At 44.0% G+C, this 26,369-nt stretch carries 23 protein-coding genes, 1 tRNA gene and 1 pseudogene; 2 read left to right on the top strand and 23 right to left on the bottom strand.

Features of this window, described 5'->3' with window-relative positions:
• Positions 1–84: 84 nt before the first annotated feature.
• From HMPREF9960_RS07530 to HMPREF9960_RS07520, 3 genes are all read right to left on the bottom strand, one after another.
• Positions 85–786 carry a histidine phosphatase family protein gene (locus HMPREF9960_RS07530; RefSeq protein WP_005592405.1) on the bottom strand — a complete coding sequence of 234 codons (702 nt, stop codon included), beginning with the start codon at positions 784–786 and terminating at the stop codon, positions 85–87.
• Positions 787–897: 111 nt separating this feature from the next.
• Entirely contained in the window at positions 898–2,235 is a 1,338-nt protein-coding gene (locus HMPREF9960_RS07525; protein ID WP_005590916.1) for a PFL family protein, read from the bottom strand.
• Between the two features lie 11 nt (positions 2,236–2,246).
• Positions 2,247–2,513 carry an ACT domain-containing protein gene (locus tag HMPREF9960_RS07520; RefSeq protein ID WP_005590918.1) on the bottom strand — a complete coding sequence of 89 codons (267 nt, stop codon included), beginning with the start codon at positions 2,511–2,513 and terminating at the stop codon, positions 2,247–2,249.
• A 245-nt stretch (positions 2,514–2,758) separates the two neighbouring features.
• On the opposite strand from HMPREF9960_RS07520, the gene HMPREF9960_RS07515 reads away from it, so the two are divergent.
• Positions 2,759–6,028 carry an LPXTG-anchored zinc carboxypeptidase gene (locus tag HMPREF9960_RS07515; protein ID WP_005590919.1) on the top strand — a complete coding sequence of 1,090 codons (3,270 nt, stop codon included), beginning with the start codon at positions 2,759–2,761 and terminating at the stop codon, positions 6,026–6,028.
• A gap of 227 nt (positions 6,029–6,255) precedes the next feature.
• Here the strand turns inward: HMPREF9960_RS07515 and HMPREF9960_RS07510 are convergent, their stop codons facing one another.
• The 3 genes and pseudogenes from HMPREF9960_RS07510 to HMPREF9960_RS07500 all read right to left on the bottom strand — a co-directional run bounded on the left by HMPREF9960_RS07510 (position 6,256) and on the right by HMPREF9960_RS07500 (position 7,915).
• Positions 6,256–6,594 carry an inorganic diphosphatase gene (locus tag HMPREF9960_RS07510; protein WP_005590921.1) on the bottom strand — a complete coding sequence of 113 codons (339 nt, stop codon included), beginning with the start codon at positions 6,592–6,594 and terminating at the stop codon, positions 6,256–6,258.
• A 209-nt stretch (positions 6,595–6,803) separates the two neighbouring features.
• Entirely contained in the window at positions 6,804–6,977 is a 174-nt protein-coding gene (locus HMPREF9960_RS07505) for a transposon-encoded TnpW family protein (protein ID WP_005590922.1), read from the bottom strand.
• A 174-nt stretch (positions 6,978–7,151) separates the two neighbouring features.
• Positions 7,152–7,915: pseudogene (locus tag HMPREF9960_RS07500) on the bottom strand (class I SAM-dependent methyltransferase).
• A gap of 134 nt (positions 7,916–8,049) precedes the next feature.
• Between HMPREF9960_RS07500 and HMPREF9960_RS10135 the strand changes: the two are divergent.
• A complete protein-coding gene (locus HMPREF9960_RS10135) occupies positions 8,050–8,277 on the top strand; it encodes a tyrosine-type recombinase/integrase (protein ID WP_111705376.1) in 228 nt (75 codons plus the stop codon).
• A 72-nt stretch (positions 8,278–8,349) separates the two neighbouring features.
• Here HMPREF9960_RS10135 and HMPREF9960_RS07495 read toward each other — a convergent pair whose 3' ends face one another.
• From HMPREF9960_RS07495 to HMPREF9960_RS07415, 17 genes are all read right to left on the bottom strand, one after another.
• On the bottom strand, positions 8,350–9,231 hold the full coding sequence (locus HMPREF9960_RS07495) for a class II fructose-bisphosphate aldolase (RefSeq protein WP_001018995.1): 882 nt from the start codon (positions 9,229–9,231) through the stop codon (positions 8,350–8,352).
• 183 nt (positions 9,232–9,414) lie between these two features.
• Positions 9,415–9,500: transfer RNA gene (locus HMPREF9960_RS07490), tRNA-Leu, on the bottom strand.
• 132 nt (positions 9,501–9,632) lie between these two features.
• Positions 9,633–9,983 carry a 30S ribosome-binding factor RbfA gene (gene rbfA, locus HMPREF9960_RS07485; RefSeq protein ID WP_005590924.1) on the bottom strand — a complete coding sequence of 117 codons (351 nt, stop codon included), beginning with the start codon at positions 9,981–9,983 and terminating at the stop codon, positions 9,633–9,635.
• A gap of 329 nt (positions 9,984–10,312) precedes the next feature.
• Positions 10,313–13,114: a translation initiation factor IF-2 gene (gene infB, locus HMPREF9960_RS07480; protein ID WP_005590925.1), complete on the bottom strand. Its 2,802-nt coding sequence runs from the start codon at positions 13,112–13,114 to the stop codon at positions 10,313–10,315.
• Positions 13,115–13,130: 16 nt separating this feature from the next.
• Complete coding sequence (locus HMPREF9960_RS07475) at positions 13,131–13,430, bottom strand: YlxQ-related RNA-binding protein (protein ID WP_005590926.1); 300 nt, start codon at positions 13,428–13,430, stop codon at positions 13,131–13,133.
• Entirely contained in the window at positions 13,423–13,719 is a 297-nt protein-coding gene (rnpM, locus tag HMPREF9960_RS07470; protein WP_005590927.1) for an RNase P modulator RnpM, read from the bottom strand. The genes HMPREF9960_RS07475 and rnpM overlap by 8 nt, the downstream gene beginning before the upstream one ends.
• Positions 13,720–13,730: 11 nt before the next feature.
• Positions 13,731–14,966: a transcription termination factor NusA gene (nusA, locus tag HMPREF9960_RS07465; RefSeq protein WP_303620869.1), complete on the bottom strand. Its 1,236-nt coding sequence runs from the start codon at positions 14,964–14,966 to the stop codon at positions 13,731–13,733.
• A 60-nt stretch (positions 14,967–15,026) separates the two neighbouring features.
• Positions 15,027–15,515, bottom strand: a complete 489-nt coding sequence (rimP, locus tag HMPREF9960_RS07460; protein WP_037586333.1) for a ribosome maturation factor RimP — start codon at positions 15,513–15,515, stop codon at positions 15,027–15,029.
• Positions 15,516–15,661: 146 nt separating this feature from the next.
• Complete coding sequence (pknB, locus tag HMPREF9960_RS07455; RefSeq protein WP_005590930.1) at positions 15,662–17,539, bottom strand: Stk1 family PASTA domain-containing Ser/Thr kinase; 1,878 nt, start codon at positions 17,537–17,539, stop codon at positions 15,662–15,664.
• Positions 17,536–18,276 (bottom strand): Stp1/IreP family PP2C-type Ser/Thr phosphatase, encoded by a 741-nt coding sequence (locus tag HMPREF9960_RS07450; RefSeq protein ID WP_005590932.1) that lies wholly within the window; start codon positions 18,274–18,276, stop codon positions 17,536–17,538. The genes pknB and HMPREF9960_RS07450 overlap by 4 nt, the downstream gene beginning before the upstream one ends.
• 18 nt (positions 18,277–18,294) lie before the next feature.
• Complete coding sequence (gene rsmB, locus HMPREF9960_RS07445; RefSeq protein ID WP_174263565.1) at positions 18,295–19,611, bottom strand: 16S rRNA (cytosine(967)-C(5))-methyltransferase RsmB; 1,317 nt, start codon at positions 19,609–19,611, stop codon at positions 18,295–18,297.
• Positions 19,601–20,539: a methionyl-tRNA formyltransferase gene (gene fmt / locus HMPREF9960_RS07440; RefSeq protein WP_005590935.1), complete on the bottom strand. Its 939-nt coding sequence runs from the start codon at positions 20,537–20,539 to the stop codon at positions 19,601–19,603. Before fmt ends, rsmB begins: the two co-directional genes overlap by 11 nt.
• A gap of 100 nt (positions 20,540–20,639) precedes the next feature.
• Positions 20,640–23,045, bottom strand: coding sequence for a primosomal protein N' (locus HMPREF9960_RS07435; RefSeq protein ID WP_005590936.1), 2,406 nt, complete (start codon positions 23,043–23,045; stop codon positions 20,640–20,642).
• A gap of 51 nt (positions 23,046–23,096) precedes the next feature.
• Positions 23,097–23,411 carry a DNA-directed RNA polymerase subunit omega gene (gene rpoZ / locus HMPREF9960_RS07430; RefSeq protein ID WP_005590937.1) on the bottom strand — a complete coding sequence of 105 codons (315 nt, stop codon included), beginning with the start codon at positions 23,409–23,411 and terminating at the stop codon, positions 23,097–23,099.
• A 26-nt stretch (positions 23,412–23,437) separates the two neighbouring features.
• A complete protein-coding gene (gene gmk / locus HMPREF9960_RS07425; protein WP_005590938.1) occupies positions 23,438–24,070 on the bottom strand; it encodes a guanylate kinase in 633 nt (210 codons plus the stop codon).
• Between the two features lie 112 nt (positions 24,071–24,182).
• Entirely contained in the window at positions 24,183–24,716 is a 534-nt protein-coding gene (locus HMPREF9960_RS07420; RefSeq protein WP_005590939.1) for a DUF177 domain-containing protein, read from the bottom strand.
• 145 nt (positions 24,717–24,861) lie between these two features.
• Positions 24,862–26,247, bottom strand: a complete 1,386-nt coding sequence (locus HMPREF9960_RS07415; RefSeq protein ID WP_005590940.1) for an amino acid permease — start codon at positions 26,245–26,247, stop codon at positions 24,862–24,864.
• Positions 26,248–26,369 lie beyond the last annotated feature (122 nt).

Below are 26,369 nucleotides of genomic sequence, written 5' to 3'. Positions count from 1 at the left end.
ATTATATCACGTTTCTGAAAAAAAGCAGTTTCTAAGATTGAAAGAAGACAGCTCAATAAAACTCAACTATTTCCATGATTTCTTTTAACTGTTTATTTTAGCGTCCAAAATTTTGGCACCAACTTCACGGTAGGACACATCTCCTAAGATCTGAATCGTAAATTGCCCTTTTTCATATTCGACGACTGTCACACTGCCGTTGTCCACCTCAGGATTTTTGCTAATGGATTTATCGAGCAGATAGGCAAAAGTCCCAATGGTCATACTATGGCTGACGACCAAAGCATTGCCTCCACCAGCAGCTTCCACTTCTTGAGCAATAGCTGTAAATCCAGCTAAAATCCGCCCACTGAGTTGCTCCCATGGTTCAGCCCAGCCAGCCGTATCCACTTCAACCAAACCGTCAGCCAATTCTGGGAAAGTCAGCTCTTTATAATTGTCAGTATCACGCACCCTTGGAATCACTCCACGGAAAAGATCACCACCATAAGCCCCGTCAAAGCTCCCGAAGCACCACTCTCGAATACGCTTGTCAAACTTATAAGGAATCTTCCCTACCAAATCCAGCTCTTCTAGGATAATCCCCATGGTCTGAATGGTTCGACCAGAGTCGCTCGAAAATGCCTTGGTAAATTCCAAGCCAGACTCTCTCAGCCCAATCCCTAGTTCACGGATACCACGTTCGCCTTCTTCAGTTAAGGGAGTGTCCGACCAGCCCTGAGCTCGACCAATAGTATTAAACATAGTCTTACCATGCCGGATGATGTATAATTTTGTTTTTGCCATGAATGTCTCCTTTTTAATCAAGGCCACTCGGATAAGGAGTGGCTTATTTGCCTCGCACTTGACTGAGCAAGGCAGAGGGAAAGGGTCTGTCTAAACAGACCCCCTATTTACTTAGTTTTTAAAACTGTGAATGGGTGCAGGAATCTGACCACCACGCGCGATAAAGGCAGCTGACGAAGCCTGATTAACCTTCATGACCGGAGCTGTTCCCAAGAGCCCGCCAAATTCGATCATATCGCCTTCCTTGCCCTTTGGAATAATCCGCACAGCAGTCGTCTTTTGATTGATAACGCCAATCGCTGCTTCATCCGCAATCATGGCTGCGATGGTTTCAGCCGGCGTCGCCTCTGGAATGGCAATCATATCCAAGCCTACCGAGCAGATAGCTGTCATAGCTTCTAGCTTTTCTAAATTGAGCGAGCCATTTTGGACAGCCGCAATCATGCCCTCGTCTTCTGACACAGGGATGAAAGCACCAGACAGTCCACCAACTTGATTGCAGGCCATAACACCGCCTTTTTTGACTTGGTCATTGAGCAGGGCAAGCGCCGCTGTCGTACCGTGAGTGCCGACTGTTTCCAAGCCCATTTCTTCCAAGACACGGGCCACTGAGTCCCCGACTGCTGGCGTCGGCGCCAAACTCAAGTCAACAATCCCGAACTTGACGCCCAGACGCTCGCTGGCCATCTGACCGACCAACTGGCCGATACGAGTGATTTTGAAGGCCGTTTTCTTGACTGTTTCAGCGACTACGTCAAAGCTCTCACCACGGACCTTTTCCAAAGCTCGCTTGACAACACCTGGCCCAGAAACACCGACATTGATGACCACATCTGCTTCACCGACACCATGGAAGGCGCCTGCCATAAAAGGATTGTCCTCTACCGCATTGGCAAAGACGACCAGCTTGGCCGCACCCATGTCAGAAAACTGGGCCGTTTCCTTAATAATCCGCCCCATATCCGCAACTGCTGTCATGTTGATGCCGGTCTTGGTTGAGCCGATATTGACAGAGGAGCAGACTTTGTCCGTCTCCGCCAAAGCGCGTGGAATGGAATTAATGAGGATTTCGTCTCCTTTTTGATAACCCTTTTGGACCAAGGCCGAGAAGCCACCGATAAAGTCCACACCGATTTCTTTTGCTGCCCGATCCAGAGCATGAGCCAGAGGCAGATAGTCCGTAGCGTCCGTCGCTGCCCCAATTAGAGAAATCGGAGTCACGGAGACCCGCTTGTTGACGATAGGAATCCCCAGCTCAGCAGCAATTTCATCCCCAACTGCCACTAGGTCTTTCGCTTTAGTCGTAATTTTTTTATAAATCTTGTCCGCCGCCCGCTCAATATCTGTATCGATACAGTCTAAGAGAGAAATGCCCATGGTAATGGTCCGAATATCAAAATTCTGCTCCTCAATCATGGCAATGGTTTCTGTAACTTGTCTAATATCCATGTGCCCTCTCCTTAGATATTGTACATAGCGTCAAAAATGGCTGCGCTTTGAATATTGATTTTGACATTGAGGGTCTGCCCAAAGGCCTCAAATTCACTACGAAGTGCTGCAAAATCCTGCTTTTCGTCGCTAGAAACGACGGCCATCATGGTAAAAAATTCATCCAAAACAGTTTGAGAAATATCGTCAATATTGAGCCCCAGCTCGGCAATTTTACTAGCTACACCAGCCACAATCCCTGCCTTATCTTTTCCAACAACCGTAATAATCGCTTTCATCGTTTGCTCCAATCATCTTTATTGCTAATATTGTAGCATAAATGCCTGTTTTTTGCATGAAATTGCAAAAATCCAAACTGCGAATATTGCGTGCTGTTTAAATATCAGACTCAAATACTCTTCAGAAACTACACATATCTCATCCTTTTGTTAGAAGTTTATTTTTTATCTATGTTTTTTATTTGTAAACGGTTTCAAACTCTGTTATACTAAACTTAAAGAACACATTAAAAAGGAGGTTTCTTATGAAAAATTCTTATAAGAAACGCTTATATACTCAAGCCCTCAGCCTATCCGCTGCGGTTCTCTTAGCTGTTTTAGCTCAAGGAAATGCGGCAGCTGATACGCTTAACCCTGCTGAACCTCCTCAAGACAGCAGCAAAATCAGTACTCTTGTGGAGCAGCCTACACCTGCAAGTACAGATAAGGCTGAAGAACCTTCGACTACTCCACAAGCTGAACCACTGGAAAAAAGCAGCCCATCTGAAGCTACCGACAGCAAGTCTCCAAGTCTTCCTTCCACAGCGTCAGAGGAAAAAGCAGCTGAAACTACCCAAAAACTGGACACTACGACTAAAACAGAAGTCCGTGCAGCTAGCTCCCAAGAAAACAAGGTTCAGCTTGCCGACAGTAAGGTTTACATGTCCGAAAAAGCTAGTATTGAAGAAACTATTCAAGAGCAGGGGGCTCAAGCTGGTAAAATCACTTGGACACTGGATAACAAGCCGATTAGCGAGTGGAAAACTTGGAAAATGGATGATGGAAGCTTCACAGGTGATCCATTTGTCACTGTCGAAGAAAAAGCTGATGGAAACGACCTAAAAGTTTCCCTAAAATTTAATGAATTATTTGGGCAAGACTTAAGCCTGCGGACACCAAACAATATCCGTAGGACCTACCGCAACTTTATGGGAAGTCATGAATTAGTCGGAACCAGCGAAGATCTTGGCCTGACTATTCGCAAGAACATCGTTCTGCGACCTTACGAAGATTTCCATACCCACGATGAAATGCTGGCAGCTATCGAAAAGAGTCGACAAGATGCTAAAACGGATCGCTTGGTACAGATTGAGAACATCGGAAAGAGTGCCCAAGGTCGTGACGTCAAGCTCGGTATCATCAGCTCCGACCAAAAGAGTATTGACGACTATCTCAACACAACCAATAAAGTTGCCCTTACTAAACCAGCTGAAATGTTAGCTGCGCTAAAAAATAGTACGCTGGACTATAAACTTCCAGTCCTTATCAATAACACCCACGCTGACGAACAGCCAGCTATTGACATCATCACTGGACTCTTCAATACTTTTGCGACCAAAGAGCAAATTTCCTTCCAAACAACTGATGCCAACGGTGCTGCTAAAAATATCACCCTCAATGTCAAAGAACTCCTCAAGAAATTTATTTTCCTCTTTGACTTTACTGAAAATCCTGACGGAGATGTTGCCAATACGCGTGCTCTTGCCAACGGAATCGATCCAAACCGCGACACTAGCTATCAGGCCAACCCAGAAACCCGTACTGTAGCCGGACTCATTAACAAATGGAATCCAATTGCTCTTTATGACATTCATGGATTCGTTAAAGAATTCTTGATCGAGCCAGCGACACCGCCGCACGATCCAAACTTTGAATATGACCTTCTGTCAAAAAATATGTTGGAAAACGCCCACCACATGGGACGTGCCGGCGTCGCTAACTCTAAGTATGACAGCTATATCATCCCTAAACTAGACTGGGGCGATGGCTGGGATGACTCCTTCTCAGGCTACACTGGTGTCTATGCCATGTACCACGGCATATTAGGTCATACCATTGAAATCCCTGAGGGCAATCAGGAATCCTATAAGGCTGGCTATCACGCCGTCCTTGGAGGTATCTCTTACCTGTCCCAAAACCCTGACAAGCTCATGGAAATGCGCCTCAACTTCTATCTCCGTGGCATCAACAAGGTTGAAGATCCAAAAGCCGAAAATGAGTTGGTCGGACCTGATGGCAAGGTTGTTGGACGGGTGAAAAACGGTCAGAAAAAATTCTTCCCTGACTATTATGTCATCCCTATGGGGCTCGACAAAGACAATGATTCCCAACAAGCCTTTAATATGATTGAATACTTCAAGAGAAATGGTGTTGTCATTCAAGAATTGAAGGAAGATGTTGGCAACTATAAGAAGGGCGACCTAATTGTCGATATGGCTCAAGCTAAGCGTGGCTATGCCAACCATATCCTCTATAAAGGTTCAAACGAATCTGCTTGGGCTGCCATGTATGCTGAACTTTTGGTAAACTTCCCAGATATGAGAGGCTTTAAAGCTGAACCTATCTTTAAAGATAAACTCTTTGATGGCAAACTCGGCGAAGTCACTGCTCTCCGTGCTACTCGGACGCGCGATATCAACTACTCAGCACCTTACTATGTCATCGCTAATACATCTGACAGCGCAGTCAAAGCTGTCAACCAAGCTATTCGCCAAGGTAAGAAGGTCTATCTGACAGAAGATGGCTATATCGTTGATACATCAACCTTTGCAAATCTTTTAGGTGATTATGCTATTTATGGAGATGCCTTGTATAAGGTTCCGGAAGGGCCAAGCTTAAAAGCACTGAAGGTCTATGCACCCCCTCATCAATTCTACTGGGCAGGAGTGGACTCACCTACTCATACCGCTCTGGCACTGAAAAATCTAGGCTTTGATATTGTCGATACGCCTGATGAAGCTGATGTCATCGTCCTTGAAAGCAACAAATTTGACAAGTCTATTCTTGGTCGCAAACCAACCATTGTAGTGGGTGGCTCTGCTATGCAACGCCTTGAAAAACTGGGTGTTCTAGATGGATTTGATGCGGAAAGATTCTCCGGCGGTAGCGATTTTGAAGGTCTGATGAAGGCTATTATAGACGACAAAGATCCATTGACTAGCGGCTATAAGAAGAATGATCTCTTCTATTCTAATTCTGGAAACTGGATCGCAAAAGCTCCTGCCAACTTCAAGACTTTGGCGACTATTGCAGACAGTGACTATTACATTGCAGGCTGGTGGCCAGGCAACGAAAAATTAGCCAATAAAATCGTTGCTATTTCTGGTAATTACAAGGAACATCCACTCTTCGTTTATGCTGGAAATCCAACCAATCGTCTACATACCATTCACTTCTACCGTTGGGTATCGAACGCTGTCTTTGGCGATCAATTGGCTGAGCTGAAAGATATGCCTGTCACTCACAAACCAAGTGTCGAAATTGTTGAAATTTTGAACCAAAAACCTCAGCCAAAACAAACAGGCAAAACAGCCGACAAACCGACAACTCCGAAAGCGAAAGAAGAGCGATTAGAAAGCCTTGCTCAGAAAACAAGCGAAGCACAGCCTATCGCTACAGCTCAAAAAGTAACAAATACTCAGCAGGCCCAGCTCCCACAAACAGGAAGCAAGGAAAACTCTGCTCTCTTTACAGTTGCAACGATTCTTCTGGCTACAAGCAGTGGTCTCATCCTACTCAAAAAGAAAGAAGCGTAAAGATTTCTATTCTGCTAGATAAACCTTTGCTTACGATAGCCTCTTAAATATAAAAATCGCATGGACCAATCATTTCAGATTCATCCATGCGATTTTTTTCGTGGCTGACCATCTTGCAATTTTATCTGATATTGAGGAAAGCTTAATCGAATATAGATTTTCATTATTAAGCTAAACCAGTTAGAACAGCGCTAACAAGAGCCGATTTCTGGTCTTTATCATGGATATTAAGGATTTGAATCAGCGGTCTCTTCCACCATCTCAATCCAGAAATCAAAATACTGCTCCATAAATTGAGTCTGCTCTGCTATCAAAGTTTTGTCAACCTCCTCATTAACAGGAGCCAAAACCCACTTGTCTTCTGTATCATCACGCCGATGGATGATAGCAACCAGCTTTCCTGTAAAATTTTCCAGAGGCTGCTGCTGGTCATGGGAAACAATATACACATCCTGCTCTTCGCCATCTCCACCCATCAGCTCAGGGATATAGCCATAATTAATCGGATAGACATTCCCAAAAGAATCTTTAAAACCGACCGGCCGATCAATAACAGCGCTAAACATTTTTTCCTTGCATTTCAACCTTTCTTTACCTCCATCAGCTACTTTCTAGCTTCATTATACAAGAAAAATCCCGCTGGAGCGAGATTTTCTATCTATAGCCTGATTATTCGTTTATATTTCCTATATTATGCAAGCCTTGCACCACATGAAATTAGAATAGACTTTGCTGTTTTTCCTGTTGCTACTTGTCAAAGGCTTTTTAATCAAAATCATCTTTTTTCATCCAATTGTCTCCTAAGCTTCCTCAGCATTATTTTTATAAGTTTATCTTGCATTGTTTCAGTTGTATTTTCATTGAAATGGACAACAACCTCATAGGTGGTCTTTCCAATCTTTCTCTTTGTGCTACTGCCTTTTTTATCTGTATTTTTCAGTTCTTCCATAAATTCTCCTTTTCTTTTTTGAATGTTTGACAACAAAAAAGGAAATAGCGGCTATTTGCTTTTACCTCCTCTCTATCATTTTATTTAATTATTTTATTTCGACAAACTGGGATTTAGATTTTAACCCTTACGGAAAATAAAACGGGCTATTCTCCTGAAGTATATTCTATAATATTATAGTTTAATGCAGAGTGTAGCTATATAGTCATTTCCATAACGTGATAATCTATTTCTTTTATCACATGATTCATAAAAATCTATCATAGCGAGACCATTTTTAAGTTGTCCTCTAATCTGAGTTTCTAAGGTATGGCTAAATTCATATCCATATTCTGGATTTATGGTTATCTTGCCTTCCTCTTCAAGCTCTTTTGAATTAAAAGGGATTGAAAACTTTAAAAGTAATTCCTCATCGGGTTTATCCCATACAGTGTCAGCATCATACATGTATATCCAAGGGTTCATAAATCCGACCATTAACAAACCGCCCTTTTTCAATACTCGAGAGGCTTCTTTATACATGTTTTCTAAATCTTCTATATATACATTTGAAACTGGATTAAAAACAATATCAAAAGTTTCATCTTCAAATGGAAATGGTTTTGTCATATCGCCTTGAACGGTATTGATCTTTAAGCCTTCTCTTTTAGCAACCAACTCATCTCTTTGTAATTGCGATTTAGAAAAATCCATTATGGTTACATCATAACCTTTTGCAGCGAAAACGGGACCCTGCTGTCCACCACCACAAGCTAACCCTAATATCTTTTTCCGTTGGCTTTTTCAAACCATTCTTTCGGAACTTTTTTTCCAACAGTTAAGGCAACAGAAATTGGATGTTTTCTAACTTCTTCTAATTCTTCATGTGTCAATGGCTCAGTATAGTCATTTTTTACATTATTCCATCTATCTTCATTGAATTTTATATAATCGTTCATCTTATAATCTCCTCGTAATTTTATACTGTTTAGATTTAGGTTAGATGTGTTACCAGCACTTGATTTCATTTTATTATACCATATGTTCAATTACTATTATTTCAATATTTTCTTAATTAGTATTTTTAAAATTTATTTTTCCTATATTTAAAATATCGAACCAAAGATTCAATAAGCATATTTCAACTCACATTTTTCGTCACACACGTATCAGTTTTTTAGATGAGCAAGGAATTCCACTCGAAGCAATTCAAGATCGTGTTGGGCACACACGAGGAAGTCGTGTTACAGATATCTATTTGCACCTTACACAAAAAGCAAAAGATCTCATTATTCCTGTATTAGATTCGTTAACTAAATAAGTGTGGCAAAACAAAGAAAAAAGGTTTATCCAAATTGGATAAACCCCGTTATATCAAGCTTTTGCAAGCTTCTTATGCTTTACCTTCTGAACCGAATACGTCGATACGTTCTTCAACAGATGCTTGGATAGCTTTGACACCGTCAGCCAAGAATTTACGTGGGTCGAAGAGTTTCTTCTTGTCGTATTCTGCTTCGTTTGCTTCGTAGTCACGAGCAAATTTACGAGTTGCGTTAGCAAATGCAATTTGGCATTCAGTGTTAACGTTAACTTTCGCAACACCAAGTTTGATCGCTGCTTGGATTTGATCATCAGGAATACCTGAACCACCGTGCAATACGATTGGGAAACCTGGAAGAGCTTCAGTCAATTTCTTCAAGTGGTCAAGGTCAAGACCTTCCCAGTTTGCAGGGTAAGGACCGTGGATGTTACCGATACCAGCTGCCAAGAAGTCAATACCAGTTGCAACCATTGCTTTAGCGTCTTCGATTGGAGCCAATTCACCTTTACCGATGATACCGTCTTCTTCACCACCGATAGTACCAACTTCAGCTTCTACTGAGATACCTTTAGCGTGTGCTTTTTCAACAACGTCTTTAGCCAATTTAAGGTTTTCTTCAACTGGAAGGTGTGAACCGTCAAACATGATTGAAGTGTAACCAACTTCGATACACTCAAGTGCATCTTCGTAGTGACCATGGTCAAGGTGGATCGCTACTGGTACAGTGATACCCATTGATTCAACAAGGTTAGCGATCAAGTTGCGAGCAACTTTGTAACCACCCATATATTTAGCAGCACCCATTGAAGTTTGGATCAAAACTGGTGCTTTTTTAGCTTCTGCTGCGCGCAAGATAGCTTGAGTCCACTCAAGGTTATTTGTGTTAAATCCACCAACTGCATAACCATTGTCACGAGCTGCTTGGACAAATTTTTCTGCTGAAACGATTGCCATTTGTAATAGGCCTCCTCTAATTTTTTGTGGAATGAACCACTTACATTGTTTATTTTATCACTTTTTCATTAAAATTGCTAGTTTTTCCTGAAATTTTAAGTAATTCCCAAGTAATTTTTGAATTCAGACATCTTCAGCTTCTTTGAGAAAACAAAAAAAACTGACCGAAGTCAGCTAATCCTATGCGGAGAGAGGGACTTGAACCCTCACGACCTAAAGCGGTCACAGGATCCTTAGTCCTGCGCGTCTGCCAATTCCGCCATCCCCGCGATTGAGTACTTTACTAGTATAACAGGATAATCTCCACTTGTCAACACCTTTTTTTCAAAACTTTTTAAAAGTCTTTTCAAAAATAAAAATGAGATAGGACTCGTAAACACTGCCCCATCTCACTCTTCTTATTAGTGTTTTTCCAAATTGCGCAACATCTGATCAATCTTATTACCGTACTCAATAGACTCATCTTTGACGAAAGTCAAATCTGGAATCTTATACATCTTGAGGTTTCGGCCCAGTTCACGCTTAATGGTACCGGTTGCCTTTTCCAAGCCCAGCTGTGCCTTTTGATTATCCGAAGCCAAGTCACTCATGATACTATAGTAGACCTTGGCCATAGACAGATCGCCCAGCATTTGGACATCGGTAATGGTCACACCTTGGACACGTGGGTCACGGACTTTCTTTTGCAAAATCTCATTGACTTCACGCTTGATTTCCATTCCTACACGGTCGGTACGAAAATGATTTGCCATAGGATTTCCTTTCTAATTTTTTCTTCTGCAATATGAGGCTGGGACAAAAGTCCTAGCCTCTCAATTGTCTTTGGATTATCGAGCAAGACGCAGTGGTTGAGTGGGCTCTATTACGCTGATTTCATCAGCTTTTACAGCCCTACTCAACTGTGCGGAGGTGGGACGACGAAATCGAATTCTAACGAATGACCGATTTCTGTCCCACTCTCATATTTTTAGTTTTAGTTGAATGAAATTTGCTCTAAACTCTTTGCGAAAAAGGTGCTTGGGATAGAAGTATCAACTTCCACCCAATATGCTTTTCACTGGAAGTTTTCGGCGGAATTCTCTTATTTCTTGATTTCTTCCATGATATAGGCTTCAATCGTATCATCCACTTGGATATCGTTATAGCCGTCAATCATGAGACCACCTTCGCGGCCGTTAGTGACTTCTTTCACATCATCCTTGAAGTGCTTCAAGCTAGCCAACTGACCGTCGTAAATCACGACGCCATCACGGATGACACGAACCTTAGAATCACGGGTAACTTTACCATTGATAACCATGAATCCACCGATAGTACCAACCTTGGAAACTTTGAAAGTTTCGCGGATAAGGGCTTCCCCGATGATTTTTTCTTGGTATTCTGGGTCCAGCATTCCTTTCATGGCATCTTCCATTTCTTCGATAACCTTATAGATAATGCTGTGAAGACGGATTTCTACATCATCAGCTTCTGCTTGCTGGCGAGCTTGCGGTGTAGGGCGAACGTTAAATCCAATGATAAAGGCATTTGAAGCTTCTGCCAAAGTTACGTCGGATTCATTGATAGCACCAACCGCTGAGTGGACAATGGTAATCTTAACGCCTTCCACTTCAATTTTCTGCAAGGAAGCAGCCAAGGCTTCTACAGAACCTTGTACATCGGCTTTGATAATGACGTTAACAGACTTGACTTCACCGGCTTTGAGGGTATCAAAGAGATTTTCCAGACTGACACGATGAGTAGCTTGACGTTGCTTGAGAAGGGCACGTTTAGCACGTTCTTCACCAGCCGCACGCGCAGCTTTTTCATCTTCATAGACGGCAAAATGATCACCTGCCATCGGAGTTTCATTGAGACCGGTGATAGAAACCGGTGTAGATGGACCTGCCACTTTGACACGACGACCTAAGTCATTGGTCATAGCCCGAACACGTCCGAAGGTATTTCCGACAACGATTGGATCTTGAACATTCAGCGTACCTTGTTGGACGAGAAGGGTTGCAACTGCACCTTTTCCTTTATCCAAACGTGCTTCGATAACCGTACCGATAGCGCGAACAGTCGGATCTGCCTTGAGTTCTTGAATTTCTGCTACAAGTAGAACTGTTTCCAAAAGTTCATCGATGTTTTGGTTGAACTTAGCTGAGATTTCAACAAACTCAGAATCTCCACCCCAAGCAGTTGACATAACACCATGCTCAGCTAATTCACCAATTACGCGCTCAGGATTGGCACCTGGCTTATCGATCTTGTTGATGGCCACAATAATTGGCACATTAGCGGCTTTAGAGTGGTTGATCGCTTCAATAGTCTGAGGCATAACACCGTCATCAGCTGCTACGACCAAGATGGTAATATCGGTAACAGAAGCACCACGCGCACGCATCGAAGTAAAGGCCGCGTGTCCAGGTGTATCCAAGAAAGTAATCTTCTTGCCATTTTCCTCAATCTGGTAGGCACCGATATGCTGAGTGATACCACCTGCTTCACCTGTCGCAACGCGAGAGTTACGTAGAGTATCCAAGAGGGTTGTTTTACCATGGTCAACGTGTCCCATGATAGTGACAACTGGCGGACGTTCTACTAATTCATCTGGATTGATGTAGCCTTCTTCAACAAAGAAGCGCTCAATATCAGCTGTGTCCACTTCTACCTTCTTCTTAGCTTCGATACCGTAATCCACCATGAGGAGCTCAATAGTATCACCGTCAAGAGATTGGTTTTGCGTTGCCATCACGCCCATCATAAAGAGCTTCTTAACAATTTCAGCTGGCTCGCGCTTGATCCGTTTTGCGATTTCCGCAACGGTCATGCCATCTGTGTATTCGAATTCGCTTGGCAACTCATGGAACTTGCGTTCTGTAACAGGTTTTGGAACCTGATTCTGGTTACCTTTTCCTTTTTTATTTTTCTTATTGTTATTCCAGTTACTGTTTCTTTGATTTCTCACTTGATTTTGACTATTTCGATTCTTTTGTTGTTTTCTTGGACCTTCTTCTTCGCGATCAAAATCATCGCGCTTCTTATCTGGTCGAGCTTGCTTTTTACGACGAGTATCTACCGCAGCTTGTGCTGGTGCAGGAGCAGCCTGTTGGACTGTTTCAGCTGGAGTAGCTTTAAATACTTCAGCAGTTGTTGTCTCTGCTTGGACTGGCTCTTTTCGTCTATTCTGGCGTTCATGTGCCTCTTTAGCTGCTTGAGCCTGTTTAAAACGCTCCTCACTAGAACGGGCATACTCCGCATTTTGCTCTGCTTTCAGAGCTGCTGCCCGAGCCTTAAAGTCAATTTTCGGCCCTTGAGGCTGTTGGCGGTTCTGACCGTTAAATCCTTGATGATTCTGACCATTCCGACGGCCATCTTGACCACGATTATCACGACGGTCATTACGGCGCTCTTGGCGATCGTTGTTGGCCTTGCGGTCATGACGATCACGCTCATTGCTTTCCTTCTGGTCAGAATTTTGTGGTTTCCGATTTTGTTGCTGCTTACGACGCTCTGCTTGTTCCTTGGCACGTGCTTCACGCTCTGCCTTAAAATTTCGACTTTGTGGCCGAGCTGGAGCCGGTTTAGCAGGAGCTTCAGCTGCCGGTGCGTCGGCTACTTTTGGCTCTTCTTTTTTAACAGGGGCCACTTCTTTTTGGACTGGAGCAGCAGGTTTCTCAGCTACTTTTTTGGGTGCGGGCTGGACTGCCACTTCTTTCTCTGGAAGAGGCTTAGCAACTTCTTTAGTTGCGAAGCTAGCCTTAATGCGCTGACCTGCTTCTTCTTCTACACTGGAAGAATGGCTTTTGACTTCTAGGCCTAATTCCTTAGCCCGAGCTACTACCTCTTTACTTTCCTTCCCCAATTCTTTTGCGATTTCGTACAATCTAATTCTAGACAATTCTTGTCCTCCTCTTCTATTGCATAAGAGACCTCATTTTCTTTGTAAAACCAGCATCTGTGATGGCGGCTACTTTACGAGCTTTGCCAATCGCAGTGCTTAATTCCAGTGTTGAAAACACGGTTGACACTTCTATCTTGTAATAATGGCTTTTATCAGTAATCTTTTTTGTCAGATTTGGTCCGGCATCCTCAGCTAAAAAGATCAGATGAACCTTGCCTTCTTGGATGGCTTTGATGACCAATTCTTCTCCTGAAATGATGCGGCCAGCCCGCTGGGCCAAACCCAGCAAGTTTGCTAGTTTTTCTTTATTCAAGACCCAACTCTCTTCTCTTGATCTTGTGATCGACATAGGCAATCAGCTCGTCGTAGAAACTTTCTTCTATTTCCATACTGAAACTACGATTAAAGACCCGCTTTTTCTTGGCCTGCTGAGCTTCTTCATTATCTAGCTTGATATAAGCGCCCCGCCCATTGGCCTTGCCTGTCGGATCAATGAAGACCTGACCTTCTTTATTCTTGACGATGCGCAACAGATCACGCTTGTCAATCACTTCATTTGACACAACTGATTTTCTTAAAGGGATTTTTCTTGTTTTTGCCATATCTGCCTCCCTTATTCTGCGGCTACTGCTTCACTTTCTTCGAGTTCAATTTCAGTTGCCACTTCTGTATCATTCAGCTCTTCCGCTTCAAATTCTGCTGAAGGAGCATCTACTTCGGTTGGTACGTAATCTTGTCCAAATCCACCAAGCTCGTTGGCTGCTTCCATTGCTTCAAATTCGCTGGCTGACTTGATGTCAATTCTAAAGCCAGTCAAATGAGCTGCCAAGCGAACGTTTTGACCACGACGGCCGATAGCTAGAGAAAGCTTATTATCTGGCACAACAACGAGTGCTCGCTTGTTGTCTTCTGCATGGAAGATAACTTGATCGACCTCAGCTGGAGCAATGGCATTGTAGATGTACTCGGCTGGATCGGAAACCCATTCGATGACATCGATATTCTCTTCAGTCGGAATCATACGGCCACTTTTGGCATCGTATTTGGCTGGGTGGAATTTGCTGGTAATCTTCTTGATATTGGCACCACCACGTCCGACGATGGTTCCGATCGCATCCACGTTTGGATTGTGGCTGCGAACCGCTACCTTGGTCCGATCGCCCGCTTCCCGAGACACGCTCATGATTTCCACAGTTCCGTCGTAAACCTCAGGAATTTCCTGCTCCATCAGGCGCTTGATCATTTCTGGGTGGCTACGGCTAACGAAGACATTGACACCACGCGGATTGTCTTCTACCTTGTAGACAAAAACTTCGATACGGTCATGAGAGGCAAAGACCTCACCAGGAATCTGGTCTTGCTTCGATAATTGTGCTTCAATGCTACCAAGATTGACATAGATAAAGCGATTGTCAAAGCGCTCCACTGTTCCTGACATGATTTCATTTTCATGTTCTTTGTAGGTGTTGTAAGTGATAGCACGAGTTTGCTTGCGCATCTTTTCCATAATGGTCTGCTTAGCAGATTGAGCTGCTACCCGGCCAAATTCAGCTGGCGCTTCTTCAAACTTGATCTTGTCTCCTAGCTCATAGGCAGAGCTGATAGCCAAGGCATCCTTGAGGCTGATTTCCAAGCGGCTGTCAAAGACCTCGTCCACGACTTCACGGACAGTATAGACATGGAAATCACCTGTTTTTTCATTAAACTCAATGGCTGCGCTGTCTGCCTGACCGTAGCGACGACGATAAGCAGAGCGAAGGGATTCTGTCACTGCTTCGATAATATCTTCTTTTTTAATACCTTTGTCCTCTTCCAAAATACGGAAGGCCTCTAGCATTTCTTTACTCATCTTCATGTAACTTTTGCTGAAGCAAAAGTATTCCTTTCTTCATTATATTACGATTTTTTACTAAAATTTAACGGCCAATCTTGCTTTTGACACTAGATTATATGGAATTTCAACTTCTTTTTTGCGTGTTTTATCCATATATTCCATGAGCAAGACGTCGTCTTCAAATCCAAGCAAAGTTCCTTCGAAAACCTTATTTTTATCCAGTGCCTTATAAAGACTGACATGGATATAGCTTCCAACTGCAGCTGCCACAGCTTCCTTGGTCTTCAGCGGACGCTCCAAGCCTGGGCTAGTCACTTCCAGAAAATACTGGTCAGGAAAAGGATCGGGCTTGATAGAGTCCAACAGAGGACTGATAATATCGGTCAAATCTGCTGTATCATTGACCGTAATCCCCTCGGGCTTGTCTACAAAAACACTGAGAACATAGTCACCGCCCATCTTGCCGTATTCAATATCTACTAATTCATAGGGTTCTTGTATGGCTGGCTCAATGACTTCTCTTACTAATTCAACAATTGTTGCGATAAGACTGCACCTCCTCACAGACAAGAGGCGAAGATACTTCCTCGCCTCTCTTTTATATTCACTAAAATGATTATACCATAGTCTGCCTTGAAAATCAAGGGATATACTTCTAATTCTCTACAAAGTCTAAAATAGACTAGATAGAATAACTGTAGCTAGACGCCTTATTGATGGTCCGTCGATGCTGTTGTAGAGCTGCTGGAAGAGCTAGAATGACTTTCACTCTCACTCGTGGTGCTGCTGGAAGGCGATGACGACGATGAACGTTCGCTTGTACTAGAAGAACTTGTTACCGTACCGTCTGTCACGTAGAAAGTAATCTTGGTATTTGATTTCAATTTAATACCTTGACCAGCTGCTGGAGACTGGGATGTCACCAAATCAGCTTGACTGGACTCCACGGAGCGATCAATCACTCGCTCAATACGAGACGAAGCAATTCCCATCTCCATCAGATAGGACCGCGCATAAGCATACGAAACTTGGAGATGACCAAAGTCCGGCATTGGAACAGTAGTCACTGTTTTAGCAACTGTCAGAGTAATCTGTTTATTTGACGTCACATCATAAGAAGAGCCTGCAGCTGGGGTTTGGCTGATGACCACTCCTTCTTCAACATCAGAACTTTCTTCTTCTACAATCTTGATCAGCTTCTCAGGAATATTGTAAGTGCTTTTCAGATCTTCAATCGCCTCTGAGGACTTCTTACCTACATAATTTTCTACCGTAAAGGTTTTTGCTCCTTTGGAGACAATCAAATCCACTTTACTGTTTTCACGACGTTGACTATTAGCTGGTGGATCTGTCTTGATGATCTTACCTTCCGCCACTTTATCACTGTAGTCCTCCTTGATTTCTCCTACCTCAAGACCCTTAGCAGTAATGGTCGAACGGGCTTCTGCCACTGTTTGTCCTGCTACATCTGGAACCGTAGTATTGGCAGGACTCTTGTAGATCAGAAAGAAGAAGGCTGCAAAAACTAAGAGAATAGCTAAAAACATAACTTTGTATCTAGCTCTTAAATGACGTTTTTTCGGCTTTTTGACTGGAGCTTTTAAAACAGGGGCCTCTCTCTTCACATCAGCCGCAGCTTTAGGAGCCACTGCTTCTGCGACAGGACTTGGAGCTGACTGAGGAATTGGAGGAACTTTTGGCAAAGTTTTAGTATCTGCCTTGGCCCCATCATCAAAGACCAGTTTCTTTTCATTTCGACGGTCATAGGATAAGCTACTGGACAAATCAACATACATCTCTGCAACGGATTGATAGCGATCGCTCAGCTTTTTAGCCGTTGCCTTAATGACCACATTTTCCAAGGCCTGAGGAACATTCGGATTTTCTGCGATGATTGAAGGCAGGGGCTTTTGGAAATGCTGCAAAGCAATCGTCACAGCACTATCTCCGTCATAAGGGATATGTCCTGTCAACATCTCGTAGAAAATAATCCCCATGGCATAAATATCGCTCTGAACAGTGGCTTTGGAGCCCCGTGCCTGCTCTGGCGAGAGATAATGCACCGAGCCCAGCATCGAATTGGTTTGAGTCAGACTGGTCTCAGCGAAAGCCACGGCAATCCCAAAATCTGTTACCTTAGCATCGCCATCTGGTGTCAAGAGGACATTTTGTGGTTTTAGATCACGGTGGACAATCCCGCGTGTATGCGCCAGGCGCATAGCCAGTAGGATTTGCCCCATGATTCTGACTGCTTCTTCGTTTGAAAGTGGAGAATTTTCTTTGATATAGCGCTTAAGGTCAAGCCCAGACACATATTCCATGGCCAAATATTGCTGACCATCTTCTTCTCCAATATCGGAAATCCGGACAATGTAAGGATGATCCAAGTCCGCCATTGCTTTGGCTTCTCTTTGGAAGCGGGCAACTGCAATAGGATCTGTCTGGTAATTGGTTCTAAGAACCTTTACAGCAACCTCTTCACCATCAAGTATCAGATCTCGGGCTAGATAGACATCTGCCATGCCTCCACGGCCAATCTGTTTGATGATTTTATATCGCCCGGCAAAGATCTTGCCGATTTGAATCATTCCTGTTCCTCCTTGTCAAAACGAACCAGAGCAACTGTGATATTATCCAGCCCTCCAGCATTGTTGGCAAAGCGAATTAAGGTTTCAGTTTTTTCAGATAGGCTGATATCGCTAGTGACAATATCATAAATTTCGCTGTCTGAAATCATATTAGTCAGACCGTCACTGTTGAGCAGAAGGTAATCACCATCTTCTAACGTGATCATGCCGTAGTCAGGCTGCACTTCGTCTTTTTGACCGATAGATTGAGTGATAATATTCTTCTGCGGATGGCGTTCCGCCTCTTCTTGTGTAATCTGTCCAGCCTTGAGCAAAGCATTAACAAGTGAATGGTCACTAGTTAATTGGCTATATTCCTCACCACGAATCAAGCCAATGCGAGAATCACCAATATGAGCATAGATGGCTTGATTACCAATAATGGCCAAGGCCTCTAGCGTCGTGCCCATGCCCTTGTATTCTTCGTCCTGACCAAATTGATGGATCCGCTGATTTTCTTGTTCCAAATGCTCTGCAAACCATTCACGGACTTGGTTCACTGAGTCAATCTGAGTATCAACCCATGCAGCACCCAGGTCTGTTACAGCCATTTCGCTGGCAATGTTACCAGCTCTGTGACCACCCATACCATCAGCCAAGATAATCATGGTCTTGCCAGCCCGATTTACAAAAAGATTGGCATAATCCTGATTATTTGTCCGCTTTTGACCAACATCTGTTAATATTGAAATTTCCATACTGTCAGTTTCCTCCTCTTAGTCCGATATCTTCCTAAATTGACTGATAAAAAATCCATCGCTTCCGTATAATTCCGGCGTAATCAAGATACAGCCGTCTTTCACGATATCTTCTCTTTCATGTTCTAGTCTAACTTGCTCAAAATTTGGGTGTCTTTCTAGAAATTTCTTAACTACTTCAAAATTCTCTGCAGACACAATCGTGCAAGTACTATAAGTTATTATACCACCTTTACGTAGACTTTGACAAACGCTGTCTAATATATCCAGCTGAATTTTTTGTAAATTTTCAAAATCAGCGTTTTCTTTATTGTACTTAATGTCTGGTTTACGGCGAATTAAGCCGATGCCAGAGCAGGGAGCGTCCACTAGGATTTTATCAAATGCATTAGGTCCAAAAGTCTCAAACACCTTGGTCGCATCCAGTTTTTTAGTGGTGATTTTATCTGCTAAGCCTAGCCGTTCTGCATTTTGACGAATCAAGTTCAGCTTGTGAACGTAAAGATCCAAGGCTGTAATCTGACCACTCGTCAGATAAGAAGCCATGTGCACAGCCTTGCCACCTGGCGCACTGCAGGCATCTAGAATCTGCTCATAGCCCTCAATCTGCAAGGTTGGAGCAACCAGCTGGCTAGACTCGTCTTGAATAGTAATCAAGCCTTTTTCAAAAAACTCATGACCAGCAAAATGACCTTGCTTCTTGACCAAGGCTGAAGGTGCCAAGAGCGAATCGTCCGCATTCAAAACGGCTTTAATTTCTTCCTTTCGAGCCACATCCGTCACTCGAATGCTGGCCTTGTTGCGCTCAAAGAGACTAGCAAAGATGGCTTCCGCGCGTTCCTCCCCGTATTCGTCAATCAACACCTTGACCAGCCAGACCGGCAGAGAATACTGGACTGAGTAGCGCTTATTCTTGCGTTTGATAGTAATCGGATCGGCCGCACCGTCCCGCTCGATTTTCCGCAGGATCGCATTGACATATTTTTCACTGCCACGCTTGCGGCCTTTTGCAATCTCAACAGCTTCATTGACAACAGCATGCTGGGGGATTTTATCCAGATAGAGCATCTGGTAGAGGCTGAGCTCAAGCAGGATATAAAGCCAAGCATCCAGCTTGTCTCTATCCTCCACAAAATGAGCCAGTTGCCATTCCAGACTAATTTTGCGAGCGACTGTTCCATAGACCAGCTCCGTAACCAAGCTTTTATCAGCTGAACTGAGGGCACTCTGTTTCAGCGCCTTATTAAGGGCAATATTGGAATAAGCTCCCTCTTCAAAGACTTCTTCCAGAATTTCCAGAGCAAGCTCTCGGGCTCTTTTTTGCTTACTTTCCAAATTCATCACCTACTGCTAAACTTCGACCCAGACCGTTGAGGAAGTCCTTGATGTCCATCTTGGGCTTGCCGAATGGCTGCACCGTCTTTAGAGAAAGGGCTCCCTGACCAGCTGCGACCACTAATTCTTTCTTGCTGATTGTCAAGATTTCACCCGGACGACCACTGCCTTCCGCTTGGCTAACTTCGTAAATTTTGAAGCGCTGACCAGCTAGCAGGGTATGGGCCACCGGCCAAGGATTCATGCCCCGAACCTGATTAAAAATCTGGCGACTAGTCTTTGTCCAATCAATCCGCTCTTGCTCTGGGCTGATATTGGGTGAAAAAGTTACCAGCTCTGGATCTTGAGGATGAGCTTGAATCTCTCCCGCTACATAGGCTGGCAAGACTTCTAAAAGAAGATCGCGACCAATCACAGCTAATTTTTCAAAGAGAGTTCCGACATTATCAGACTCTTCAATGGCTGTTGCTCGACTGGCAATCATATCACCAGCATCCATCTCCTTGACCATCTCCATAATGGTCACACCAGCTTCTTGGTCACCATTTATCAAGGCATAATGAATAGGTGCTCCGCCACGGTATTTGGGCAAGAGAGACGCATGGACATTCACTGCGAAGTTAACGCTGTCCAGCAAGCGGCTAGGCAAAAATTGACCAAAGGCTGCTGTCACGATGCCGTCAGCCCCTAAGTTCATAATCTCTTCCAAGTCCGCGCTTTTAGCTAACTTTTCTGGTTGGTAAACTGGCAAGCCGTTAGCTAAAGCCACTTCCTTGACCGGTGTCATGCGGATTTCCTTTTTGCGGCCCACCGCTCGGTCTGGCTGAGTGACCACCGCTAAAATTTCATATTGTTCGCTTTCCAGCAGGCCTTTTAAGACCGTTGCTGAAAAGTCAGGCGTTCCCATAAAAATTAATTTCACTGTCATTTCCTCAAATCTGTCGCAGAATCCTGTCCCCTGCAACTGTTTTTCTTTCTATTATATCAAAAAAGCGAGCAAAGCTGATAGCTCTCGCTCACTTTCGCCATCAGATAAAATTCTGGGGTTCATTATCAATACTGAGCCGCAGGTCCTTGTTTTCCGCTTGCTGCGTTAATTCCAAAACCTGATTGAGTGTAGCTTGCAGGTCATCCTCAAAGCGATACTTCAGTAAAATCTGATAGTGGTATAGATTATGGGTTCGAGCAATGGGCTTGGGTGTGGGACCCAAAATTTGCACCTTGTCCGACAGGCCACTCCGTAAAATATCCATAACTTGATAAGATTTCTTGACTACCATTTCCTCATCCTTGTGGGATAGGGTCAGCCCGACTGTATAGTAATAAGGCGGATAGCCCAACTGCCGTCGAATTCCCATTTCATAAGCGTAAAAGCCTTCGTAATCCTGCTTTCTGGCAAAGTCAATGGCATAGTGATGCGGGTTGTAAGACTGGATAAAGACTTGCCCAGCTTTTTCAGCCCGACCTGCCCGACCTGCTACCTGAGTCAGCAGCTGAAAGGTTCGTTCTGAAGAGCGAAAATCTGGCAAATTCAGCGCTGTGTCTGCATTAAGCACACCGACCAAGGTCACATTAGGAAAATCCAGTCCCTTGGCAATCATCTGAGTTCCCAGCAGAATGTCTGCCTGTCCCTGACCAAAGGCCTCTAGGATTTCTTCGTGGCTCCCTTTTTTTCGGGTCGTATCCACATCCATCCGCAGAATGCGAGCCTCTGGAAAGAGAGTCGTCAGCTCATCATAGGCTTTCTGCGTTCCCGTACCATAGTAGCGGATACTGCGACTGGCACAATTAGGACAGGCTTGCGGAATATCCTTGGTAAATCCACAGTAGTGGCAGTTCATGGTCTTGGTATCCATATGCAAGGTCAGAGAAATATCACAGTTGGGACAGGTGTCCACCGTGCCACATTCTCGACACATAACAAAACTAGAATAACCTCGCCTGTTGAGCATGAGAACCGTCTGCTCGCCCTTATTCAGACGATCCTGAATAGCTTCTAGCAAGACTGGAGTGAAATTACTGGCTTCATTTTGCCCGATATAATCTCGGAAGTCCACCACTTGAACCTGAGGAATCTGCGCCAGCGGATTAGCCCGCTTGGTCAGCTGCAAAAAGTCATAGACGCCACGGCTGGCTCTGGCCCTGCTTTCCAAACTCGGAGTCGCCGAACCCAGCACTAAAACAGCTTGATTGTAATGAGCTCGCAGGAGAGCAACCTCTCTGGCATGGTAGCGAGGATTGGAATCCTGCTTATAGGAGGACTCATGCTCCTCATCAATGATGATGGCTCCGATATTTGTCAAGGGGGCAAAGATGGCCGAACGCGCACCGACAACGACCTGAGCTTCTCCCCGCTCCACCTTGCGCCACTCATCGTACTTCTCACCGTCAGATAGACCAGAATGCAAAATAGCCACCTTGTCACCAAAGCGCGAAATAAAGCGATCGGTCACCTGAGGAGTCAGAGAAATTTCCGGCACCAGCATAATCGCAGTCTTTCCTTGGATTAGAGCCTCCTCAATCACCTTCAGATAAACCTCGGTCTTGCCACTCCCCGTCACTCCTTCTAGCAAAACGGGCTGAGCGTCAGCTTGGCCGATTTTTTCACAAATCGCAGTGACCGCAGCTGCCTGCTCCTCATTGAGAACCAGCTTTTTATCCTGTCGCTCCTTCTGGAAATGCGCCGCAGACCGGCTGACCTCTCTCTCCTCTGTATGAAGAAGCTCTTTTTCTAAGAAAATATTGACGACTGCAGGTGAAAAGAGTTTTCGTAAGTCTTTGAAAAGACCTGATTGTGGATTTTCCAGCAGATAAGTCTGAAGCTCCTGCTGCTTTTTCGCTCGGGTAGAAGGCAAGAACTGAGTCAATTTCTCTCTGTTCACATGATACCAAGTTTCAGTCTTGATATGCTTGCGGTCGATCGCTTGGTATTCCAAACGAATCTTACCAGCCTGAGTCAGCCGCATGAGCTTGGACTGACTTTTCTTGTCCAGATCAGAAAAACGAAGACTAGCTTCCTGACCGAAAACGGCCTGCCGCTCCTCAGAAGAAAGCTGCTCCGTTGGATAAAGCAACTTGTCATAGCTGGAATTAAGAAGACTCGGCAACATGGCCTTCAGGATGGAAATTTTATAGGAAAAGACAGACTGTCGCAGCTGGTCAGCTAGCCAGAGCTGCTCCGCATTGAGAACCGGCCTAAAGTCCAGAACTTCAGCAATATCTTTCAATTCTCCGATATGCCCCGCCAAATCTTCAACTCTCTCATCAGACAAGCCAACAATCAGCCCCTGAATCAACCGACCGCCCTTGCCAAAAGGCACATGCACCCGCATCCCAGCTTCTAGCATCCCAGAAAACTCCTCTGGAACCGCATAGCTGTATGGTTTATCCGTCTGCATCAGAGGAACATCGACAATAACCTTGGCAACTTTCACACTCTCACCCCGCTTTCCCTAAACGAAAAATAAGATTGAGTAACCCCAACCTTAAATTTTCTCACCCTCTTCTTTTTCTTTGGCAATTTGTTCTTTGATCTTGCGCTCTTCTTCTTCTTTACGCAAACGTTCTTCTTCCGCACGACGGCGAACTGCTTCGCGTTTTCCTTCTGGATCTGGATGAATCACAACATTACCAGATTCAATTTCTTCCAAAGCTCGCAGCGTTGATTTCACTGATTTAAAATCTTGAGTTGGCTTAGCGCCAGCTTCTAGCTCATGGGCACGCTTAGCTTCTAAGATAACCAAAGAATATTTTGACGGTACCTTGTCCAACAAGGTATCAATAGACGGTTTTAACATCATAACTATTTACCTAATTTCTAACTTTATTAACGGACGACTGCTTCATCCTTAGGAAGCATGTCTTGGTAGTGACCGATGACACGGTCCACACGAAAATGCTCGGCTTCAATTACACGTTTCACACGTTCAGCTGCCAAAGGTACTTGGTCATTGACAATGGCATAGTCATACTCTCGCATCAAGGCAATTTCTTCTTTTGCTTTCTCAATTCGCTGAGCAATAACGTCTGCACTATCTGTACCACGCCCAACCAAACGGTCTTTCAACTCTTCCAAATCTGGCGGAGTTAAAAAGATAAACACAGCATCGGGCACTTTTTTCTTGACTTGTAGAGCTCCTTGGACTTCGATTTCCAAGAAAACATCTATCCCCTTATCCAAGGTCTCATTGACATAAGTGAGCGGAGTCCCGTAATAATTGCCGACATACTCTGCATACTCGAGCATCTGCCCTTGACGGATCAACTCCTCAAACTCTTCACGAGTGCGAAAGAAATAATCAACACCATCAACTTCTCCAGGACGCTGCGGACGAGTCGTCATAGATACAGAATACTGAAACTGATTGTCCGTACTCTCAAAAATTTCCCGTCTTACTGTTCCTTTTCCAACGCCTGAGGGGCCAGAAAAGACGATTAACAAGCCTCGTTCTGTCATCATATCTCCTTCACAGTCTTTCTATCTAGTGTAACAAAATTGCGCTCATATTTCAAGAAGATTCAAAGAGATTTCCTTGATAATCCTCCAGAATTCTGCTAGATTTTAGACGCTTTTATTCATCAAATAAGCCTTGAAGACTGGCGAAAGGACTGTTGGCTTCTTTCTTCTCCATTTGCTGCTTTTGGTAGTCTTCCTCCGTCAACACCTGCCAGTCATTTCCCGTAGGCATACTCGCACCAGCTTCCTCTTCAGGAGTCAAAACTTTTAGCGGAATATGAAGTAAAATATTGTCCGCCACACTGGCTGCCAGATCGATCGAATCCCCCTCAAATGGTAGAACCAAATCATCTTCCAGCAAATCTTTTTGCACAGAGCCATCTTCGACAGAAGCAAAGACTTCATGAACCGTGTAGGCTTCCTCCCTATCAACTGGAGCCATACTGCGACTAGAAGCGAGGGTAATCTTGTAGGTCAAGGTGTAATCCAAAAAATAAAACCCATTTTCATACTGAGCCTGACCTCTAGCCACGATCTTCTGGATATCTAACACTTCACGATTACGCTCTTGTAGCTCTTGCGCCAAATCAAATTCTTGGTCGAACTGCAAGCCGCCAGCATTCTTCTTAATTTCTTGAATATTTAACATTTCAGCCTCGTTTTACATTATTTCTTTCTTCATTATACCATTTTCTCAGCCAAATACCTATACCCCAAACAGCCAATGAAACAACTAAAAAGAAAATCTCTCAGCCAGCTGGACTGAGAGAAAATACATTTTTCCTAAAAAGGGATTATTTTCGGAATTTGAACTGGCTGTAAAGACCAAAGACGACGATCCAAACAGCTGAACCGATCGCTCCCACCACAGTTGACTCTTGTAAGAAAAGAGTGACAAAGACAAAGGCAAAGAAGAGCATGGTCAAAGGATTGAGAAACTTGTAAGCTGGCATGAGATAACCATCTGCCATAAAATCTGGTGACTTACGATATTTGAGGTGGGCCAGCATAGTCAGACCATAGATAGCGATGTAGACACCAGATGAGGAGGCCGTAATCAGAGCAAAGGAGTCCGATACTCCCGGAAGAATCTTGATAAAGGCCGCAAAGGCAATGGTAGTCGCCGAAGCCAGAATCGCATTCTGCGGAACATTTTGCCGAGATAGCTTCCCAGCTCCTATTTTCTCAAGAAAAGGATTGGGCGTATCGTGGGCAATCTGATACAAATGGCGGCCTGTTGAGTAAAGGGTCGAGTTCAGTGCGGAGGCCGCTGAGGTCAGAACCACGAAGTTAATCAAGGCTGCCGCCCATTTGAGACCCGCTAACTGAAAAACGATAACAAAGGGAGAGTCAGCCGTTGCCAGTTTTTCCCAAGGAATGATGGCCATAATGGCAAGGAGAGAACCCCCGTAAAACAAGACAATCCGCAAAGGAATTTCTTTGATGGCCTTTGGCAAGACCGCCCGTGGATTAGCCGTTTCAGAAGTGGTAATCCCGATAAATTCAATGGCCTGATAGGCAAAGAAGACCATCTGGAAAGCCATGACAAAACTTACAAAGCCATTAGGGAAAAGCTGAAAACCTCGGCCAATATTCCCAAGACTAGCTACTCCGTGAGGCGTTTTAAAGCCTGTCAATACCATAAAGACAGCCGTTGCAATCAAAGCAATGATGGCTACAATCTTTATCATAGCAAACCAAAATTCGACCTCGCCAAAGACTCGAACCGCTATCAGATTGACCAAGCTAAGAAGGGCTAGAAAGACAAGCTGAATCATCCAAGCTGGCCAATCAGGAAACCAATATTGCACATACTGGGCAACAGCCGTAATCTCAGCCATTCCGATAAAAATCAGAGAAATCCAGTAGGACCAACCAGAAAAATACCCCCAGCCAGTTCCCAAATATTTGGTAATAAAGTTGATAAAGGTATGCTGGTCAGGGTCGTAGTAAAGCATTTCCCCAATCGCCCGCATCATCAGATACATGAAAAGCCCCGTCAGCATGTAAATCAAGATAATAGATGGACCCGTCAAACTAATCGAGCGCCCCGCCCCCAAGAAAAGTCCCGTGCCGATGGTTCCAGCAATGGCTATAATCTGAACATGCCGATTTTGTAAGCCTCGTTTCATCCCGTTCTTTTCTGTTTTCTCGTTATTTTTCAACTCATTTTCACTCATTCAATCATTTCCTTTCACAAATCGCTTTATTGTATCACAATTCAAGCAATTCTGCTAGAAATTCTTTTATTTTTATCTATAAAAGTTAGAAAAAATATTTATTTTTATGCTAAGACCTGTTA

This window comes from Streptococcus cristatus ATCC 51100 (genome assembly GCF_000222765.1).
Lineage (GTDB): Bacteria > Bacillota > Bacilli > Lactobacillales > Streptococcaceae > Streptococcus > Streptococcus cristatus.
Note: the sequence above shows the minus strand (reverse complement) of the source record. Positions and strands in the feature narration are given on the sequence as shown.